The organism is Polynucleobacter sp. GWA2_45_21 (assembly GCF_001830325.1).
GTDB lineage: Bacteria > Pseudomonadota > Gammaproteobacteria > Burkholderiales > Burkholderiaceae > Polynucleobacter.
In genome coordinates this window covers 617483-636122 of the sequence record NZ_MHZG01000001.1, presented here as the reverse complement: position 1 = coordinate 636122, position 18640 = coordinate 617483, and the positions used below count along the sequence as shown (strand labels likewise).

General features: G+C 46.4%; 21 protein-coding genes. 8 read left to right on the top strand and 13 right to left on the bottom strand.

The genetic code is table 11. The annotated features are described in order from the left end of the window. Window positions 1-43: 43 nt before the first annotated feature. From A2X74_RS03220 to A2X74_RS03210, 3 genes are read right to left on the bottom strand one after another with little or no spacing between them, the layout of a single operon-like run. Entirely contained in the window at window positions 44-706 is a 663-nt protein-coding gene (locus tag A2X74_RS03220; protein ID WP_293628121.1) for a glutathione S-transferase N-terminal domain-containing protein, read from the bottom strand. 14 nt (window positions 707-720) lie between these two features. Continuing rightward, window positions 721-1209: a flavin reductase family protein gene (locus tag A2X74_RS03215; RefSeq protein ID WP_293628123.1), complete on the bottom strand. Its 489-nt coding sequence runs from the start codon at window positions 1207-1209 to the stop codon at window positions 721-723. Between the two features lie 21 nt (window positions 1210-1230). Next, window positions 1231-1533 (bottom strand): hypothetical protein, encoded by a 303-nt coding sequence (locus A2X74_RS03210; RefSeq protein ID WP_293628125.1) that lies wholly within the window; start codon window positions 1531-1533, stop codon window positions 1231-1233. 87 nt (window positions 1534-1620) lie between these two features. Here A2X74_RS03210 and A2X74_RS03205 point away from each other — a divergent pair, with 87 nt between their 5' ends. Further along, a complete protein-coding gene (locus tag A2X74_RS03205; RefSeq protein ID WP_293628127.1) occupies window positions 1621-2604 on the top strand; it encodes an MDR family oxidoreductase in 984 nt (327 codons plus the stop codon). A 17-nt stretch (window positions 2605-2621) separates the two neighbouring features. On the opposite strand, the gene A2X74_RS03200 is transcribed toward A2X74_RS03205, so the two are convergent. After that, a complete protein-coding gene (locus tag A2X74_RS03200; protein WP_293628129.1) occupies window positions 2622-2798 on the bottom strand; it encodes a DUF1289 domain-containing protein in 177 nt (58 codons plus the stop codon). Window positions 2799-2820: 22 nt separating this feature from the next. Between A2X74_RS03200 and A2X74_RS03195 the strand changes: the two genes are divergently transcribed. Continuing rightward, complete coding sequence (locus tag A2X74_RS03195; RefSeq protein WP_293628131.1) at window positions 2821-3906, top strand: MBL fold metallo-hydrolase; 1086 nt, start codon at window positions 2821-2823, stop codon at window positions 3904-3906. Here the strand turns inward: A2X74_RS03195 and A2X74_RS03190 are convergent. Continuing rightward, the gene (locus A2X74_RS03190; protein WP_293628133.1) at window positions 3818-4264 is read right to left on the bottom strand and encodes a PhaM family polyhydroxyalkanoate granule multifunctional regulatory protein; all 447 of its coding nucleotides are present in this window, start codon (window positions 4262-4264) and stop codon (window positions 3818-3820) included. The two genes, A2X74_RS03195 and A2X74_RS03190, sit on opposite strands and share 89 nt — an antisense overlap. A 77-nt stretch (window positions 4265-4341) precedes the next feature. Between A2X74_RS03190 and A2X74_RS03185 the strand changes: the two genes are divergently transcribed. Next, a complete protein-coding gene (locus A2X74_RS03185; RefSeq protein ID WP_293628135.1) occupies window positions 4342-5406 on the top strand; it encodes a homocysteine S-methyltransferase family protein in 1065 nt (354 codons plus the stop codon). Further along, window positions 5403-8150: a methionine synthase gene (metH, locus tag A2X74_RS03180; protein WP_293628137.1), complete on the top strand. Its 2748-nt coding sequence runs from the start codon at window positions 5403-5405 to the stop codon at window positions 8148-8150. Before A2X74_RS03185 ends, metH begins: the two co-directional genes overlap by 4 nt. 29 nt (window positions 8151-8179) lie before the next feature. Here the strand turns inward: metH and A2X74_RS03175 are convergent, their stop codons facing one another. Beyond that, entirely contained in the window at window positions 8180-8497 is a 318-nt protein-coding gene (locus tag A2X74_RS03175; RefSeq protein ID WP_293628139.1) for a DUF1840 domain-containing protein, read from the bottom strand. Between the two features lie 35 nt (window positions 8498-8532). On the opposite strand from A2X74_RS03175, the gene argS reads away from it, so the two are divergent. From argS to A2X74_RS03160, 3 genes are read left to right on the top strand one after another with little or no spacing between them, the layout of a single operon-like run. Continuing rightward, window positions 8533-10260 carry an arginine--tRNA ligase gene (argS, locus tag A2X74_RS03170; protein ID WP_293628141.1) on the top strand — a complete coding sequence of 576 codons (1728 nt, stop codon included), beginning with the start codon at window positions 8533-8535 and terminating at the stop codon, window positions 10258-10260. 50 nt (window positions 10261-10310) lie between these two features. Continuing rightward, window positions 10311-10925: an SPOR domain-containing protein gene (locus A2X74_RS03165; RefSeq protein WP_293628143.1), complete on the top strand. Its 615-nt coding sequence runs from the start codon at window positions 10311-10313 to the stop codon at window positions 10923-10925. Then, the gene (locus tag A2X74_RS03160; protein WP_293628145.1) at window positions 10922-11584 is read left to right on the top strand and encodes a thiol:disulfide interchange protein DsbA/DsbL; all 663 of its coding nucleotides are present in this window, start codon (window positions 10922-10924) and stop codon (window positions 11582-11584) included. The genes A2X74_RS03165 and A2X74_RS03160 overlap by 4 nt, the downstream gene beginning before the upstream one ends. Window positions 11585-11593: 9 nt before the next feature. On the opposite strand, the gene A2X74_RS03155 is transcribed toward A2X74_RS03160, so the two are convergent. From A2X74_RS03155 to A2X74_RS03135, 5 genes are read right to left on the bottom strand one after another with little or no spacing between them, the layout of a single operon-like run. Beyond that, window positions 11594-12370: an SDR family NAD(P)-dependent oxidoreductase gene (locus A2X74_RS03155; RefSeq protein WP_293628147.1), complete on the bottom strand. Its 777-nt coding sequence runs from the start codon at window positions 12368-12370 to the stop codon at window positions 11594-11596. Further along, window positions 12367-13662 (bottom strand): cyclopropane-fatty-acyl-phospholipid synthase family protein, encoded by a 1296-nt coding sequence (locus tag A2X74_RS03150; RefSeq protein WP_293628149.1) that lies wholly within the window; start codon window positions 13660-13662, stop codon window positions 12367-12369. Before A2X74_RS03150 ends, A2X74_RS03155 begins: the two co-directional genes overlap by 4 nt. Further along, the gene (locus A2X74_RS03145) at window positions 13659-14444 is read right to left on the bottom strand and encodes a DUF1365 domain-containing protein (RefSeq protein ID WP_293628151.1); all 786 of its coding nucleotides are present in this window, start codon (window positions 14442-14444) and stop codon (window positions 13659-13661) included. The genes A2X74_RS03150 and A2X74_RS03145 overlap by 4 nt, the downstream gene beginning before the upstream one ends. Next, entirely contained in the window at window positions 14445-15833 is a 1389-nt protein-coding gene (locus A2X74_RS03140) for an NAD(P)-binding protein (RefSeq protein WP_293628153.1), read from the bottom strand. Then, window positions 15833-16366 carry a glutathione peroxidase gene (locus A2X74_RS03135; protein WP_293628579.1) on the bottom strand — a complete coding sequence of 178 codons (534 nt, stop codon included), beginning with the start codon at window positions 16364-16366 and terminating at the stop codon, window positions 15833-15835. The genes A2X74_RS03140 and A2X74_RS03135 overlap by 1 nt, the downstream gene beginning before the upstream one ends. A 135-nt stretch (window positions 16367-16501) precedes the next feature. On the opposite strand from A2X74_RS03135, the gene rfaE2 reads away from it, so the two are divergent. Beyond that, complete coding sequence (rfaE2, locus tag A2X74_RS03130; RefSeq protein WP_293628155.1) at window positions 16502-16993, top strand: D-glycero-beta-D-manno-heptose 1-phosphate adenylyltransferase; 492 nt, start codon at window positions 16502-16504, stop codon at window positions 16991-16993. Window positions 16994-17018: 25 nt separating this feature from the next. Here the strand turns inward: rfaE2 and A2X74_RS03125 are convergent, their stop codons facing one another. Together A2X74_RS03125 and A2X74_RS03120 are read right to left on the bottom strand one after the other, a co-directional pair. Next, window positions 17019-17840: a type III pantothenate kinase gene (locus tag A2X74_RS03125; protein ID WP_293628157.1), complete on the bottom strand. Its 822-nt coding sequence runs from the start codon at window positions 17838-17840 to the stop codon at window positions 17019-17021. Next, window positions 17837-18637 carry a biotin--[acetyl-CoA-carboxylase] ligase gene (locus A2X74_RS03120; RefSeq protein WP_293628159.1) on the bottom strand — a complete coding sequence of 267 codons (801 nt, stop codon included), beginning with the start codon at window positions 18635-18637 and terminating at the stop codon, window positions 17837-17839. Before A2X74_RS03120 ends, A2X74_RS03125 begins: the two co-directional genes overlap by 4 nt. Window positions 18638-18640 lie beyond the last annotated feature (3 nt).

Genomic DNA, 18640 nt, shown 5'->3' with positions numbered 1-18640 from the left:
AAAGGGTGAACTGAGTTCACCCTTTTTAATTTGAGTCCTTACCTTACTTCACTATATTGAGCTCTTTTTGTTTCACGATCTTGTATTGCGTTTCTAGTTCAATCCGTTTCATCCATTTATCAATATTGCGTAAATCTGAACGTGGCCCAGTTTGTTCAGGAAAGGTTTCTTGTAGCAAGACCCATCGACTGACACATAAGGCTAATGGAATATCTCCGACACTGAATTGTTCGCCAGCGCAGTAAGTATATTTTTCTAAGGTCTGATCAAGTAATGCTAGCAATGCATCCGCCTCTTGATACGAACCCTGAATTAGCTCATAGTTACGATCAGCTTCCGGAGTACGAGTGAGCCCTAGGAATGCAACTCGTAATGGTGGCCACATAGTTCCCAGTTGCCAGTCCATCCACTTCTCCGACTGATACTGCGCGGCAATAGTGCTTGTTAAGCGTTTTGACGGATCGTACTGACGAACCAGATATCGCAAAATGGTATTGGACTCCCAGAGCACAAGATCGCCGTCTTCTAAGGTGGGCACCAAACCATTGGGATTGAGTGTTAGAAATTCAGGGGTGTGATTAATTCCAAAATGAAGGCCGGCGTCTATGCGTTCAAAATCTTTGCCTTCCTCAAGTCCTAGTTCTGCAAGGCACCACAATACCTTTTGCACATTAATAGAACTTTTTCTTCCCCATAAGCGCATCATGTGAGCCCCTATTTTTAAAGTGATGAATCTAATCCCATAAATTGGCTATGAGCAAATATCAGCGGATGACGCTCTGGAATGTGCTTCAGGTTGCGTACTTTAGCAACAATGATGTTGTGATCGCCACCAGTGTGGACTGAAACAGTTTCGCATTCAAAGTAGGCTGAGCACCCTTCAATTTGAGTGAGGCCACTTGCTGCAATCTTGTGCGGAATGCTAACAAACTGATTCTCTTTGACGGTAGCAAAGTGCATTGCCATGGCTTCCTGCGAACGCTCAAGTACATGAATTAACTGTTTATGACCCACTTCAAAATTGGGCATCAGGCGTGAATGTTTCTTTAGGCTCCACAAAATGAGTGGCGGCTCTAGCGAAACTGTATTGAATGAGCTAATAGTGATGCCGTGCGCGTTCTGGGCCGCATCTAGACAGGTGATAACTGTGACCCCTGTAGCAAAGGAGGAAAAGCCTTTGCGGAGCTCTTGGGAGGTAAATGGGGCCATCTAGCTTTCTTGATTAATTAATTACTTTGCTGCTGCTGGAGCTGGAGCTTCAGCGGGGATGGTTGTGCCGGGAATCGGGGTCAGGATTTCGTTCTCTTCAGCTTTGACGCATTTAAAGCGATATTCCTTCCCCGCCTTTGAAAGGAAGCTTGCACCTTGGTAAAAGTCATTCTTACAAGTCGTATTAGCAAAATCCATCACATCTTGTGGGGAGGCGCTGGAGCTGATTAAGCGCATATTGCCCATAGACATATTAATTTGGCTCGATGAGCAGCCGGCCAACACTAAGCCAGAAATCGTAGTTAATAGTAGAATTTTTTTCATGGAAGCCTCCATAATCAGCAATGCTCGTTAGGATAAACCTATTACGCATTTGCTGCGGGGAATGCAGCGCATTTAAAAGGAAGAGACATGTTTAACGCTATTTTGGTAAATAAGGATGATCGCGGTTATCGGGCTGAGCTAACTCAGGTTGATGAGGCCAGCCTGCCCGAGGGGGATGTCAGAGTGAAGGTGCTCTATTCCACTCTAAATTACAAAGACGGTTTAGCGATTACTGGGAAAGGTCCGGTGGTGCGTAGCTTTCCTATGGTTCCCGGAATTGATTTCGCAGGAGAAGTCTTGGAGAGTGCTAGCCCAGAATTTAAGGCTGGGGATATGGTGCTACTAAATGGCTGGGGTGTTGGCGAAGGTCATTGGGGTGGATTGGCTCAACAAGCGCGCGTGAAGTCAGAGTGGCTCATTCCCTTGCCAAAAGGGTTTACTGCTAAGCAGGCCCTGGCTATTGGTACTGCTGGCTATACCGCAATGCTGTGTGTGATGGCATTGCAAAAGCATGGCTTGAAGCCTAGTGATGGAGAGGTATTGGTCACTGGTGCAGCGGGTGGAGTGGGTAGCTTTGCTATTACTCTGTTGAGTAAATTAGGATTTACGGTTGTTGCCAGTACTGGGCGTATGTCCGAGGCTGATTACTTGAAGAAATTAGGTGCAAGTGAAGTGATTGATCGTGCTGCACTGTCAGCGCCTGGGAAGCCGTTGGCAAAAGAGCGTTGGGCAGCGGTAGTGGATAGCGTTGGTAGTCATACCTTGGCTAATGCTTGTGCGCAAACCAAAAGTGATGGCGCAGTTGCTGCCTGTGGCCTTGCGCAGGGAATGGATTTTCCCTCAACCGTGGCACCATTTATTTTGCGCGGTGTGACTTTGTATGGCATCAATAGCGTAACAGTCCCAAAAGCCAAACGTATTGCTGCCTATGAGCAATTGAGTAAGCTAGTTGATCTTAAAACTTTAGAAGAGATCTCTCATGAAATTAGCTTGGAGGAATCCATTAAATATGCTGCAGAGCTGATGGCCGGAAATGTGCGTGGCCGTTTAATCGTAGATGTAAATAAGTAATTGCTAATTAGCAATATTTACTGCGGTGCTTGAGGTTTGCGCGTTTCCAATTTTGCCCAGACCTCAAGCTTTTCAGGATTAGAGAGTTCAGACCAATCAGCAATTTCAGTAAGCGTGCGATAGCAACCACGACAGAAACCATTTTCAGGGTTAATGTTGCACCAGTTAATGCAAGGTGATGAAACTGTTGTCAAAGTAAACCTAGAGTAGAAATAGATGAATACCAAAAACCAATCCAGCGATCTGAGTTCTATTCATTATCCCTTAGCCGATGCTTTGCCGGAAGTGGGTATCTCAATGGAGGTCGCGCCTGGCGTACGTTGGTTGAGAATGCGCCTACCGTTTGCTTTGGATCACATTAACTTATGGCTACTGCGTGATCAGTTTGAAGGTGTTCAAGGTTGGACGATTGTGGATTGTGGCATTGCCAACGAAGAGACGAAAGTAGCCTGGGATCAGATATTTGCTACTCAGCTAGAAGGCTTGCCAGTGCTGAGGGTGATCGTGACTCATATGCATCCAGATCACGTAGGGCTCTCTCAATGGCTCTGCGAAAAATGGAATGCACCGCTTTGGATTTCTATGACGGATTATTTAACTGCGCAATGGCTGAGCCACAAAGAGGGCGGTGCTGCAGTTGGTGCACGTGCTGGCGGCGGTGGTTCTGCAGATCACTTTCAAAAGCATGGACTCATTGCCCCAGAGGATTTAGAAAAAATTCGGGCGCGATCAAACTACTACAGCAATATGGTCCCAGGCGTGCCGCGGCAATATCGTCGCATCATCGATGGTGAAATGATTTTGATTGGTGGGCATGAGTGGCAAGTGATCATGGGGTTTGGTCACGCACCGGAGCATGCTTCACTATTTTGCAAGGATCTCGGTGTGTTGATTTCTGGGGATATGTTGTTGCCACGGATTTCCACTAATGTCAGTGTTTACGATGCCGATCCAGATGCTGATCCTTTGGGTTTGTATCTCAGCTCATTAGATCGATATCTCCCACTCCCCGATAACACTCTAGTCTTGCCATCACATGGCAAGCCATTTACAGGAATGAAGCCGCGAATTGATCAGCTAAAAGCCCATCACGATGATCGTTTGGCAGAAACGCTTGGTGCATGTAAAAAACCGGCAACTGCTCGTGAGATCGTGCCGGTTTTATTTAAGCGTGAATTAGATATTCACCAAATGACATTTGCCATGGGTGAGGCTATTGCTCATCTGAATTACCTACTTCGTCGAGGAAAGTTGAGTCGCCAGCTTTGCGACGACGGCGTGTTGCGGTTTTGCGTGGTTTAGCAGCCTTTGTTTCAGATTCTTCAGAAGATCCAGTAGCGGCGGCAGCGGTTGCTGAAACGGCATCTCCAAAGGATTTGAGTGCCATCATGGTGGCGTGTTGTACTTCTAGGCCCTGAATAGTGGACTTCAAGATGTTGAGATTGAGGTTTAGCCAGTTTTCAACGCTTTTCAGGTCCTTGATGCGCTTTTCTAGCTCATCGGTATCTAGCCCTGGAAATGCGGAGCCGAACCCCCCGGCAGCCTTAGAGGCATCTGTAGTGAAGGGGAATTGGCCTGGAGTTTGCCCACCAGCCGCTTGTCCCCACATGGTTTTCATCATTTCAAGGCTTTGATTGAATTCAGGGATAGTTCCAAACATATGGGGCTCCGGGGTCAGATAAAAGTGGCTTATTGCCAATACAATAAGAGATTCTAGAGATTAATCCCGGTTAAGCAATGCAATCTAATGGTTTATCCCAGCCTTACACCCGTGGTCAGGCACTTCCCGAGCTACTGAAGCAGCGCATTCTGATTTTGGATGGCGCTATGGGCACCATGATTCAGCAATACAAGCTCAATGAGGCAGATTACCGTGGATTGCCAGCCAACAAGCGCTTTGAGGCTCATCCTGGCGATATTAAGGGCAATAACGAACTCTTGGTCCTGACTCAGCCTCAAATCATCAGCAAGATTCATGAGCAATATTTAGACGCAGGCGCAGACATTATTGAGACCAATACTTTTGGCGCCACTTCGGTTGCGCAAGAAGATTACAAAATGGCAGGCTTGGCGCGTGAGATGAATGTCATCTCTGCTCAATTGGCGCGTGCTGCATGTGAAAAACATTCCACTCCAGATAAGCCACGTTTTGCAGCAGGCGCAATTGGACCCACTCCAAAGACAGCAAGTATTTCTCCGGATGTAAACGATCCAGGTGCGCGCAATGTCACCTTTGATGCATTACGTCTCTCTTATCGCGAGCAGATCGAAGGTCTCTTTGAAGGCGGCGTTGATTTATTTTTAGTTGAAACAATTTTTGACACACTGAATGCTAAAGCTGCATTGTTTGCGTTGGATGAATTTTTTGAAGAGACTGGCGAGCGTTTGCCGGTGATGATTTCTGGAACAGTCACTGACGCTTCTGGTCGTATCTTGTCGGGTCAAACAGTCGAAGCGTTTTGGAATAGCTTGCGCCATATCAAGCCTCTGACCTTTGGTTTGAACTGCGCTTTAGGTGCAGCGCTCATGCGCCCTTATATTGCTGAGCTTGCTCGTATTTGTGATGCCGCAGTATCTTGCTATCCCAATGCCGGCTTGCCTAATCCGATGAGTGACACTGGATTTGATGAGACCCCAGAAATTACTTCTAGCCTTGTTGATGGTTTTGCAAAAGATGGTTTAGTTAATCTCGTAGGCGGTTGCTGTGGAACGACACCAGATCATATTCGTGCGATTGCGAACGCAGTTGCTAAGCGCAAGCCACGCGCATTCTATCGTGAGAGCGCGGAGGTGTCGGCATGAGCAAGACAACAAAGACAATGCCGTCGATGAAGCTTTCAGGCTTAGAGCCTTTCAATGTCACAGCTGATGTCGGCTTTGTGAATATTGGTGAGCGTACTAACGTGACGGGCTCTAAAGCATTTGCACGCATGATTTTGAATAATCAATTTGATGAAGCCTTGGTGGTTGCAAGACAGCAAGTTGAGAATGGTGCTCAAGTGATTGACATCAATATGGATGAGGCGATGTTAGATTCTGAAGCGGCGATGACGCGCTTCTTGAATTTGATTGCTTCAGAACCTGATATTGCTCGTGTGCCAATCATGATCGATTCCTCTAAATGGAGTGTGATCGAGGCAGGCCTGAAATGTATTCAAGGTAAGCCGATTGTTAATTCGATCTCACTGAAAGAGGGTGAAGAGCCCTTCAGAAAGCAAGCACGTTTGATTCGCCGTTACGGCGCAGCTTCTGTAGTGATGGCATTTGATGAGGTGGGTCAAGCTGATACCTTTAAGCGCAAGACTGAAATTTGTCAGCGCTGCTATCAAATTCTTGTGAATGAGATTGGCTTTCCAGCAGAAGACATTATTTTTGACCCCAATATCTTTGCCATTGCGACTGGTATTGAAGAACATGACAACTACGCAGTAGATTTCATTAATGCGACTCGCTGGATTAAAGAAAACCTGCCGGGCGCGAAGGTCAGTGGTGGCGTCTCCAACGTTAGCTTCTCGTTCCGCGGTAACGATCGTGTGCGTGAAGCTATTCATACGGTATTCCTGTATCACGCCATTCAGGCGGGTATGGACATGGGTATCGTCAATGCAGGCCAGCTGGGCGTTTATGCAGATCTAGATCCTGAGTTGCGCGAGCGTGTTGAAGACGTGGTACTCAATCGCTTTAAAGAAAAAGACGGTAAGACGCCAACGGAGCGCTTGCTAGATATTGCTGATCAATTTAAGGGCGGTGGCGCCAAGCAGGTAGAGAACCTGGCGTGGCGTGAAGCCCCAGTGCGTGAACGTTTAACCCATGCTTTGGTGCATGGCATCACCACTTTCATTGAAGAAGATACAGAAGAGCTGCGCGCGCAAATTATGGGTGCGGGCGGTCGTCCGATCGAGGTGATTGAAGGCCCTCTGATGGACGGAATGAATGTCGTCGGCGATTTGTTTGGAGCCGGCAAGATGTTCTTGCCTCAAGTGGTTAAGAGTGCGCGTGTGATGAAGCAAGCAGTGGCTATTTTGATTCCCTATATTGAGGAAGAAAAACGCCTGCATATTGCCTCTGGTGGCGAAGCCAAAGCCAAAGGCAAGATTGTGATGGCAACTGTTAAAGGTGACGTGCACGATATCGGTAAAAACATTGTGACAGTGGTGCTGCAATGTAATAACTTTGAAGTTGCCAATATGGGCGTGATGGTACCTTGTGCAGAAATTCTGAAGCGCGCGAAAGAAGAAAAAGCGGACATCGTTGGCCTTTCTGGCTTGATTACGCCGTCTTTAGAAGAGATGACTTATGTTGCTCAAGAGATGCAGCGTGATGACTATTTCCGTGAGCGTCAAATCCCATTGATGATTGGTGGCGCGACAACTTCACGCGTTCATACTGCTGTGAAGATTGCGCCACACTATGATGGCCCTGTGGTCTATGTACCCGATGCATCCCGATCTGTATCAGTAGCATCTAGCTTGCTATCTGATGAGAGTGCTAAGAAATTTATTCAAGACTTACGCGATGACTATGTGCGTATTCGTGAACAGCATGCCAATAAGAAAGCATCACCAACCATCTCTTTAGAGGCTGCACGCAAGAATCGAGAGCTGATTGATTGGGCTAATTATGTGCCTGAGAAGCCTAAGTTTGTTGGCCGCCGCGTTTTTAAGAATTTCGCTTTAAGTGATATTGCTAAATATATTGACTGGACACCATTCTTCCAAACTTGGGATTTAGCTGGTAAGTTCCCAGCCATCTTGGATGATGAAATCGTTGGCGTAGAGGCTCGTAAAGTATTTGCAGATGGCCAGGCGCTTCTTGATAAATTAATCAAAGGCCAATGGTTGCAAGCTGATGCTGTAGTAGCGTTCTATCCAGCAAACACGATAGGTGATGACATTGTCTTGTACAGCGATGAATCTCGTGAGCACCCATTATTTGTTTGGCATAACTTACGTCAGCAGTCTGAGCGCCCCGTAGTCGACGGCGTTCGTCGACCTAATCGTTGCTTGGCGGATTATGTGGCACCAAAAGATTCCAATGTGGCTGATTACCTTGGCTGCTTTGCTGTTACGACTGGTCACGGTGTTGAGAAAAAAGTGGCTGAGTTTCATGCAAAGCATGATGACTACAGCGCAATCATGCTGCAATCTTTGGCCGACCGTTTAGCGGAAGCATTTGCAGAATTAATGCATCACCGTGTTCGTACTGATCTTTGGGGATATGCGACCGATGAGATTTTGACAAATGATCAAATGATCAATGAGGAGTATCGCGGCATCCGTCCGGCGCCAGGGTATCCAGCCTGTCCTGCCCATGAAGTTAAAAAAGACTTATTGCGTGTGATTGGCTCAGAAGATATTGGTATGACATTGACCGAATCGATGGCTATGAATCCGGCTTCCAGCGTCAGCGGTTTTTACCTTGCCCATCCAGATGCGCGTTATTTCAATGTGGGTAAGCTGTCAACGGATCAAATTGAAGATCTTGCTAAGCGTCGTAATGAGTCTATTGAAGACATCCGCCGCCAACTAGCAAGTTCAATCGACTAGTCTGCCGTACTGGAGTGGGGTGCTGGGGTTTAAACCCCCCACATCACCGGTTCATCCTTGGCTTTAGCCTGCTTCATAAGTTCCAGAAAGGGATAGGCGCGCTGCCCCAGTCTATCGGCAAGCTTCGGTTTTTCAGTATTTTCTTGATCGGCTGTATTGCTTTTAGCCCGATCTTCCAAATCTTTGAGGATGGCTGTTTCTAAGGCGATGATGAGGGTTGGCAGTTGCTCAACCGTCAAAATACCTCTGGGCTCTAATGGGCGACCCAAAATATCAAAGATTCGCTGGGTCAGATCGGCCAGCATGATGACGTCAGGACCCGCTTTGGAGCGAAATTGATAGATCATTTCGATAGCTTACCACCTGATAAACTCACTTATCTATGTTGTTAACTAATAAAAATCGTTTAATTGAAATGCTGAGCGCTGCCCTCCAGGGTTTGGCTCAGGAGCGTGGTTTGGGTGACGCCCCAATACCTCGTTTAGAGCGCCCTAAGGCGGTAGACCATGGTGATGTTGCTTGTAACATTGCCCTCCAGCTTTCTAAGGCTTGGAAACTAAATCCCAGGGAACTGGCGCAAGCACTGGTTGAGCGTTTGGAACAGCAACCCGGCTATGGTGACCTTATTGCTTCATGCGAAATCGCGGGCCCTGGATTTATTAACTTCCGCCTGAGTAATGCGGCTAAAACTGCGGTGGTGCAAGAGGTCCTCACGGCAGGACCCCAGTTTGGTCAGTTAGCTCCAGAAGTAGCCCCAGTCTCCAGCGCCATGATTGAGTTTGTGTCTGCCAATCCCACTGGACCACTACACGTTGGTCATGGCCGTCAGGCTGCACTCGGCGATGCCTTGGCAAACTTATTGGCAACTCAAGGTATTAAGGTGCACCGCGAGTTTTATTACAACGACGCTGGTGTACAGATTGCGAATTTAGCTCTCTCAGTACAGGCTCGATTAAACGGGCTTAAGCCAGGCGATGCTGCTTGGCCAGAGAGTGCTTATAACGGTGAATACATTGCGGAAATTGCCGCTGCTTTTAAGGCTTCATCTGAATATAAAGATGATATTGAGGCTATTCGTCAATTTGCCGTGGCGTATTTGCGCAATGAACAAGATATCGATCTGAAAACATTTGGCGTCAAGTTTGATTGCTATTACCTAGAGTCTTCTTTGTATACCGATGGTAGTGTTGCAAAAATTGTCGACGAGCTACAGAGTATTGGTAAGACCTATGAGTCTGAAGGCGCGCTTTGGCTAAAGACAACCGACGATGGCGATGATAAAGATCGCGTCATGAGAAAGTCTGATGGTAGCTTCACCTACTTCGTGCCTGATGTTGCCTATCACACCAGCAAATGGAATCGTGGCTTTGAAAAAGTGATTAACATCCAAGGTAGTGATCACCATGGCACGATCGCTCGCGTACGCTCAGGCTTACAAGGTGTAGCTCAGAAGCGCGGTTGGGGGATTCCGAAAACCTACCCCGAGTATGTGCTTCACAAGATGGTGACTGTGATGCGCCATGGCGAGGAAGTCAAAATTTCTAAGCGTGCAGGTTCTTATGTGACTGTGCGTGACTTGGTTGAGTGGTCCGGCGGTGTTACGCCAGAGATGACTCCTGATGAACGTGAGCTTGCGCTACAGCGTGGACGTGATGCAGTACGTTTTTTCCTCATCTCCCGCAAAGCTGATACGGAGTTTGTATTTGATGTTGATTTGGCTTTACAGCAAAATGATGAGAACCCCGTGTTCTATGTGCAATACGCTCATGCGCGCATTTGCTCCATCTTGACTCAATGGGGTGGTCAGGTTTCTGACCTGAAGGGCGCGGATCTTTCCCTGCTACAAAGTAAAGCCTCAGATCATCTCTTGCGTCGTCTAGCTGAATATCCAGAAATGCTCACTGATGCAGCGGCAGATTTAGCTCCACATGCATTGGCTTTCTACTTGCGTGATTTGGCGGGAGATTTCCATACCTTCTATAACGCAGACCGCGTTTTGGTGGATGACCCTGCATTGAAATTAGCTCGTCTTGCATTGCTATCGGCGACTCGCCAAGTGCTTGAAAATGGATTAAAAGTATTAGGTGTATCAGCACCCGCTAAGATGTAGGCTGTAGGACTCGTTAGCGCTTAAGAAGTAAAAAGAAGGATGGGGACACGATGAAAAAAGACAATCAACACGCCAGCTTCACTCCAAAGACTCAATCTACGAGCTCAGAGTATGGTGGCACTATCCTTGGCTTTATCTTAGGGCTTGGGGTTGGCTTGGGTGTTGCTTTTGTGATCGCTTTTTACCTCTCAAAAAACACGCCCCAAGAGCGCCCTGGAGTGAGAGCCCCCAATCTTCCCTTAACCATTAAATCAGGACCAGCGCCTGCTGAAGGTGAAGCTGCTGCCCCCGCAGAGCCGCTAGATTTGAATAAACCTTTACAAGGTAAGTCTGCAGCACCTGCCGCCGATACCTCAGACCCAATTGCTGATTTAGCTAATGGTAAGAAGCCTGCTGAAGCGCCTCCAGCCCCTGTCGCAAAATCTGATGCAATTTATTTCTTGCAAGTTGGCGCATTTAATAAGCGCGCGGATGCAGATGCTCAAAAAGCCAGTTTAGCTATTCAGGGTATTCAGTCTCAATTAAGTGAGATCACAAGTGAGGGCAACACACTATGGCGTGTTCGTGTGGGTCCGTATAACAGTGTTGAAGAAAGCAATCCCGTGCGAGATAAGTTAAATAGTATGGGCATTAAACCAAACGTTATCAAATCTAGTAAATCATGATTACATTATCTAAATCAAAGAGAACTTTTTTATCTGCCACTATTCTGAGTTTGGCGGTTTCATTCTCAGGCATTGCTAGTGCGCAAAGCCCTAAGATTGAAGAGGGTTTTGATTACCGCATTCTTCCTATCCCTCAACCAGTTGAGTCTAAGAACAAGGTTGAGGTCATCGAGTTTTTTTGGTACGGTTGCCCGCATTGCTATGACTTTGAGCCCGAGCTCAGTGCATGGCTCAAGCGCCAACCAAAAGACGTCACCTTCCGTAAAGTACCTGTTGCCTTTCGTGATGACTTCATGCCTCACAGCCAGCTGTTCTATGCCTTAGAGGCTATGGGTAAGGGCGAGGCGATGAATGACAAAGTCATGTATGCCATGCATAAAGAAAATAAGCGTCTCATGACTGAAAATGAGATTGCTGATTGGGTCGCTTCCCAAGGTATTGATCGCAATACTTTCTTGGCTACTTACCGTTCATTTGCTGTTGTGTCTAAAGCCCGTGCTGCAAGACAGATGGCTGACACCTATCGTATTGATGGCGTACCAACTATTGTGATGCAGGGTCGCTATGTGACCTCTCCATCCATTGCTGGGACTAAAGCTAAAGCGATTGCAGTAATGGATTTCTTAGAGCAAAAAATCCGCAAGGATAAGTACAAGTAATTCAAAGTCTTAGATTTTGACGAAGCGTCGTACGATCCAAAAATAGAGTGGGTAGGGCAGGATTCTGAGGAATTTTAAAAATCCTGAAAACCGCTTAGGGAAGTGAATATCAAACTCTCCAGCCTGTAGTCCTGCGAGAATTTCTTTTGCAGCCTCGTCAGCAGTGATGAGTGCTGGCATTTCAAAATCATTCTGTGCGGTCGCTTCTGTGGCCACAAACCCTGGTGAAATCATGTGCACGCTCACACCCTGTGGCAGTAAGTCGTAATACAGGGTTTCGCAGAAATTAATAATCCCTGCTTTGCTTGGTCCATAGGCTAGCGCTTTTGGCAATCCACTGTATCCAGCCACGCTACCCACGATGGCAATATGACCAGCATGCTCTCTGAGCATATTGGGTAAAACAATACTCACTGCTCTCATAGGGCCGAGCAGGTTGGCATCGATTGTCTTCTGTGCAATCTCAAACTCAAAATTGTCAGCGCGTAATGGGGTATATACACCCGAAACAAATAGCAGAAGATCCAGGCCACCCCAGGTATCTAGAATATTTTGGTAGGCAGAGACGATCTGCTCTTGCTCTGTGACATCAAGGGGGAGTACTAATGCTTGTCCCGACCGTGCTGATTTGGAAAGGGCATTGAGGCGCTCAGCACGACGACTAGAGAGGGCGACTTTTGCACCAGCCTTGATGAAGGCTTGAGTGCAGGCTTCACCAATTCCGCTGGAAGCGCCAATGATCCAAATGCGTTGATTTACAAATGAATTAATTCCTTTTTGTTTCATGGGCGCAGGGCATCACCTGAGTGAATAGCATCTTGGTGTTTGAGGGTGTATTGCACAACATCAATATTCTTTTCGGAGAATCCAGCGGCGCAATACATGAGATAGAAATTCCATAGTCGAATAAAAGCCTCATCAAAGCCAAGTCGATAGATTTCTTCAATCTTGTGATTAAAGCTATCGCGCCATAGACATAAGGTTTTAGCGTAGTCAGAACCAAATGCAAACTCAGCCTCCACCTCTAAACCCGCATGAGCTGCAGCAGCCTTAAATTTAGAGGGCGAGGGCAACATGCCGCCTGGGAAAACGTATTGCTGAATAAAGTCGGTGTTATGACGATAGCGATCAAATAAGTCTTCTGCAATGACGATAGTTTGGATGCAGGCACGGCCACCTGCTTTGAGGCGCTTTGCAACCGCTTGGAAATATTCATTCCAATGGTTTTCGCCGACTGCTTCAAACATTTCAATGGAGGCAATGCCATCAAATTGCTCAGCGCAGTCTCGATAGTCTTGAAGGCGAACCTCGAATTGTTGTTGATTATCCACCTCTGCATTGACCTTTTGAAGTCTGGTATCTGCAAAGGCTTTTTGCTCCGTGGATAAAGTCAGGCCGGTAACTTGATTGCCATTGCGTATGGCTTCTTCCATAAATCCACCCCAACCACAGCCAATCTCTAGAAGTTGGTCACCCGGTTTGGCGTGAATGGAGTCGAGTATGCGTTTGATTTTGGCGCGCTGCGCCTCCATCAGTGATTGCTTGTCACCCTCTGAGAACCATGCGCTTGAATAGCTCATGGAGGGGTCTAACCAAAGGGTATAGAAGGCGTTCCCTAGATCATAGTGAGCATGAATATTTTTACGACTCCCAGATTTGGAGTTATCTCTAAACCAATGTCTTAGGCGATACGCTATGGAGCCTAACCAGCTTCCATAGATTGCTTTTTCTAGAATGGTGCGGTTTCGAATAGCTAGCTCTAGAACAGCCTTGAGGTCTGGCGTATTCCACTCACCTCGAATATAACTCTCAGCAAAGCCAATATCACCATGAGATAAAACTTGCTTAAATACAGACCAATCTAAAACTTGAATCTCTGCATGCAGTTGGTCTGAGTTGTCTCCAAATTCCCTTACTTCATTATTTGGCAATGTGAGAACCAAATGCCCACTTCTCAATTGCGCTAAGAGACCTAAGAGGGTACGTGTACTTGTGCGATATTGTTGTTGTTTTGATTCTCGCTTCTCCGGACGGGAGAATGTGAGGCGAGATAGTAATGATTGACCGGGGCGATTCATCGGGTAATTTCAAGTTCTGGTGGTTTAGGTTTTGAATGAAAGGGTACACCTTTTAACCATAATTTCAATGCCTGCCAATGAATACGGCCAATCACGCCAAGACTCATTAGAGGGTAGCGCAGGAAGGCAAGATAAAGTGCGCTTTTAGTCAGGGGTTGGGCTAGACCGCTGATGCTGGTGTTAATCAATGGACTCCCATCCTCATGGAGTTCAATTCGACAAACAATATTTCTCTTGGAGCGACTGTCTTGAGAAAACAAAAAGCGAAAGTGGTATTCCCCACTCACGTCACAGAAAGGCGACACATGAAACACTTTCTTACTCACCAGAGTCTCTCCAGATTGCAGTGCTGCTCCAGAATCATGATGAAGTAAGTAGCAGTGTCGCTCCCCAAAGGTGTTGTTTACCTCCGCCAATACAGCCTGAACCTGACCATTGGCTTGAGTGCAGATCCAAAAGCTGACAGGGTTAAAGACATAGCCCAGCACCCTCGGAAAGGTTTGTAACCAGATCTCACCATCAATATGCTGAATATGATTTGCCTCAAGGATTTCTTCCATCCAGGACAGGCTATCCCCATTACCTAAGCCATGATCTTGGTCGAAGAATGAGAAAAGTCCGAATTGATTGTCTCTAAGACCATGCTTGCTGAGTAATGTTGGATCATTCCTGCGTGCGCGCATTGGAATGGATAAAGTAAATACACCATAGCCAAACGCATTTTTAGCGGGGCGAAAACGCCGATGCTTTACCGTCCCAAAATTAATCGTTGGCAAATTCATTTACTGAACATCTTTAATCGAGCTAGGTAGAACGCGATGAGCAATTTTTTCCATCAGATCCATCGCTACCAATTCACCTGAACGGAGGCCATCTTCATGAAAGCCGAAGCCAGTCCATGCACCGCAATACCAAATTGAGGAGTTGCCCTGAATTAAAGGGAGCTCCTTTTGAGCCTGGACAGCACGCATATCGAATACTGGATGCGAGTAATGAATTTCTTCATGAACTAGTGATGGGTTTGGATCAGTTAGTGGGTTCAGGCTCACAATAATCTGCGTACTCTCGAATGCCTTAGGCAGAGGTTGCAAGCGGTTGATTAAATAATTGACGCTGACGTGTTGTTGTGCGCTTGGTGTTGCACCAGACTTTGCAGTGTAGTTCCAGGCAGCCCAGCAGCGCTCAGTAGCTGGTAGAAAATTCCTGTCAGTGTGCAAAATTGCACGATTCTTTTGATAGGGTACGGAGGCCAAAATATTTCGGGCATCTTGGTCAATACCATGTACTAAGTCTAAAGTCTGATCGCTATGACAAGCCATCACTACTTCATCAAACCAGTGTGACCCTGAAGGGGTAATGACTTCGACCTGAGAATTTTCTGCTTGACAGGTGTTGACACGGGAAACGGATTCGCGCACAAACTGGACTTGATGTTTCTCCAGGACTGCAACCAAAAGCTTCACATATTCTCGCGAACCACCTTTAACAGTAAGCCATTGTGGGCGATTTTGAATCTGTAAAAGCCCATGGTTATGACAGAAGCGGACCATTGTCTGAATTGGAAACTCCAGCATCTGCTCAACAGAGCATGACCAAATGGCACCAATCATTGGCAGGAAATAATTTTCTCTAAAGCTAGTGCTAAAGTGATTACGATCTAAAAAATCCTTAATACGCTCATCCGGTTCTGAGTATTCAAGCTTGGCAGTAATTTGTTCTTCTGCGAGTCGAGTGGCTAAACGATTGAAGCGTAAGATGTCATAAGCCATTCTCCAGAATGACAATGAGAATAAATTGCTTCTTTGTCCAAAGAAGGAATTGATGTCATTACCAGCCCATTCAATCTTTTTGGCATGCCCCGTTTTTTCGCTCGCATCAATTGATACAGAAAAAGACATCTCTGATGGTGCAATCGGCACTTGAATTTCCTCAAATAGACGAACTAATCGAGGATAGGTTTTGCGATTAAATACTAGAAAGCCAGTATCCACTCCATGAGACACCTTGCCTTCAGAAGTGTCTAGTGTGAGATCTACTGTATTGCTATGACCACCGATATGATTGCCACCTTCAAATACGGTGAGATCTAAGTCTGGGTGCTGTCTTAATGCGTATGCGCATCCTAAGCCAGAAATACCAGCGCCAATGATGGCAACTTTTTTCTTAACCACTAAATTTTCTCTCCAAGAAGTTTTTCTATCTCACTGGTAATGCTGCTGCTTGTCGGGTTAGTCAGACTGCCATATGAGTCCACTACATTACCATTGCGATTAATTAGATATTTATAAAAATTCCATTTAGGAGTTGTACCAGTTTTGGCAATGAGCATCTTAAATAAAGGATTCGGGTTGCTGCCGCTGACTGCGCTCTTGGCAAACATGGGGAACTTCACGTCATAGGTATTTTTGCAGAAGTCGGCAATGTCTTTATTGCTACCCGGCTCTTGTTGCCCAAAATCGTTTGATGGAAATCCCAATACAACTAAGCCACGATCTTTATATTTGGCATATAACTTCTCTAGACCCTCATATTGACTTGTAAAGCCGCAAAAGCTAGCTGTATTAACGACCAAAATGACTTTCCCTTGGTATTGGCACAGGTTTTGAGGTGCTTCATCCTGCAATCTTGGAAAAGTATGAGACAAAAGAGGGCTACAGCTGGTTGATGCTGGGGGCGCAGCCTGGACCAATTGCGTTGCAGCCATCAGAAAGAGAAGTGCCAATAAATACCTTGGCATGTTACGAATCATTTTGAGCCTATTAAAGGGGTGGGGATGTCCAAGTCTAAGACATTCTGGCAAATATCGTTGAGCTAGGCTCAATGCCATTAATATGACGTTATGAGCTCTCTACCTTTACCTTCTTTTGAGTCCAAAGTCTGTCCGCCGGCTGAGCTGGAGGCTCGTATTGCCGCGCTTCCAAGACCTCTGGTATTTACGAACGGCGTCTTTGATATCTTGCACCGCGGCCATGCTAGTTACTTAGCTCAAGCCCGAGCATTAGGAGCGAGTCTGGTCGTTGGTGTGAACTCGGATGCCTCAGTCAAGATGTTGGGTAAGGGTGATGACAGACCTATCAATACCGAGGCAGACCGACAAGCTTTATTAGCGGCGCTGGAGAGTGTTGATTTGGTCATGTTATTTACAGAACAGACGCCAGTGAATTTGATTGCAAAAATTCATCCGGATATCTATGTCAAGGGTGGAGATTATGAGATCGATACCCTTGAAGAAACTCGTCTAGTAAAAACCTGGGGTGGCAAAGCAGTCGCCGTTCCATTTTTATATGAGCGTTCTACTACAACGCTACTGGGAAAGATTCGTACTAGCTAAGCCCTGCAAATTAAAGTGGGCTGGTCTAAATATTTTGCAAGAGCCAAGCCCAAAGCCCGCGCAGTACCAAGCCTTCGATAGGTTCAATGGGTAGTACTGCTAGCTCAGGAAATTGTTTAATTGCATTTGCCAAAATCTTGGCATTACCACCGTCAAGCCAAATTCGTTCGACAGGATGATTCATTGCTTTGGCTAAATACACTGCTCGCAGTATTGCTCCCATTTGAGCCGCATCACACCCTCCGGTAATAGCTTCATCTGTTGTTATGCCAAAGCCTGCTTGTATTTCAGAATTACTAGGGCGAACTGCTAATGGAAGTTGGGCTGTATTCTGTTGCAGGCTTTCTTGCATCAGACTAAGACCCGGCAAGATCCAGCCGCCGTAATGAACGCCGTTACCGCCCAGTAAGTCAATGGTCGTAGCCGTCCCCGCGTTAATCACCAGGGTATTGGTATTGGAGAGTGCTCTTGCACCAATCAATGCTGCCCATCGGTCTGCGCCCAGTTTACTTGGGTCTTGATAGAGTGTGCGTACACCCTCATAAGTACTACCACCTGAAAGCTGCTTCCACTCAAGCTCTTGCCATTGCGGAAATAGGCTGCGCAGATTTTCAATGGCAGTATTGCCAGCCACACAGCAAAATGCAATTGCATCTGGCTTTGGTAATGTTTTAGAAATATAGTCGGATAGCTCAGCTCGCAGCTCGGGAGATTGGAAAGATTGATTACTAATCGATCCAGAATATGCCCACAGTTTTTTGTTTCGGTCTGAAATGTTTTGTGTTGATTCGACAGCGGCCCACTTCAGCCGAGTATTACCAAGATCAAATACTAAATACAGACTCATGATTGAACTCGCAAAGAAACATCGCCTGCATGAATGACAATGGATTGGTCCTGCTGCTTTAGGATAAGTGCACCAGTGTCATCAACCCCAGTAGAAATTCCGATGATAGGCTCTTTGCCCGCACCTGATATGCAAACAGATTGATTGTTATATGCATCCCACTGCGTCCAGGAGTTTTTAAAGTAAGCAAATCCATGTTGCTTAAATTGGGCTAAATACTTTTCAAATGATTCAATGAGTTTTAGCCAAATAAATTCAGTATCAGGAAGTAATGTTTTGTCAGGCACGAGTTGATCTAAAGCAGCAGCGCCGATTGAGGATTGGGCATCCAGATTCCTTTCAATCAGTAATGCATTGCGAAGATTGAGGCCCAGCCCAATCACCATCCAAGTAGGTGAGCTTGGATTGCTTTGTCCACCTTCAATCAGAATGCCACCAAGTTTGGAATGATTTAGTAGCAAATCATTGGGCCATTTCAGTCGAATGCCTTGTTGATGGAGTGCGACTTCACTGGTTCCCAAGGCCTCGGCAATGCCGGAAACGACTGCCAGTCCAACTACTAAGCTGAGTCCGCTAAGCTCATTAGGGCGTTTATTGAATGGGTAGGCCAAGGAAAAACATAGCGTGTCTTCTGGGTTGGAAAGCCAAGCCCTCCCAGCTCTGCCTTTGCCAGAGGTCTGCTCGTGGGCAATTCGAGCAACAGGATCGATTAATTCCCCGGCACGCCAACGGGCCAATAAATCATCATTGGTCGATTTGGTGGTGGCAACACGTTCTAGGATGCAATTCGGACTCATTTT